Here is a 543-nt window from a genome sequence, read left to right as displayed (position 1 = left end):
TCAGCTGCTGCTATGAGTAGCTGTGCCTTTTCATGGGACCATCGGTTCGTGGTGACATGTCCAACAATGCGCTTTATGTTCGCTGTAATTGTGTCCTCAGACATTTCTAGCACAGATTGAGATGTTGGATATTGAGCTAGGAAACGAAGAGACACCTTCGAATAAAGGTCGCCAAAAACGCCATGATACTCTGGAAAGACCTGATCCAGCACAGCCTGGAATTGTAGCTTTGCCTGAACATACATACCCGTCAATGATTCATGTTGGCGTGTCAGGAAACGCAGATTCATTAGATACTGACCACGTTTTTTATAAGGCTCAAGCTCTTCTTTGTAGAATAATTCCCCCAACTGATACGCATCAGCAACGTCCGTTTTCACCTTGCGTAAATTAGTCTTTTTCGCTTGGTGTGAAATTAATGGATTTATGATGATGTACAGATAATGCTGCTCATCTAAAAATTGTATGATTGAACTGTGATAGTGGCCCGTTGCTTCTAAAACAACAGCCGGACGTTCACCAGTAAAGGATTCTAGATCTTGA

Annotated in this window: 1 protein-coding gene; it reads right to left on the bottom strand. The window is 42.5% G+C overall.

Going from position 1 to position 543, the window contains the following annotated elements; all coding sequences use genetic code 11:
* Positions 1–543: IS110 family transposase (locus tag ACFQ0C_RS31620; RefSeq protein ID WP_379372860.1), on the bottom strand; the 543-nt coding region annotated here is incomplete at both ends.

It is taken from the genome of Paenibacillus sp. GCM10027630 (assembly GCF_042676305.1).
In the GTDB taxonomy this organism is placed as follows: Bacteria; Bacillota; Bacilli; order Paenibacillales; family NBRC-103111; genus Paenibacillus_S.
Note: the sequence above shows the minus strand (reverse complement) of the source record. Positions and strands in the feature narration are given on the sequence as shown.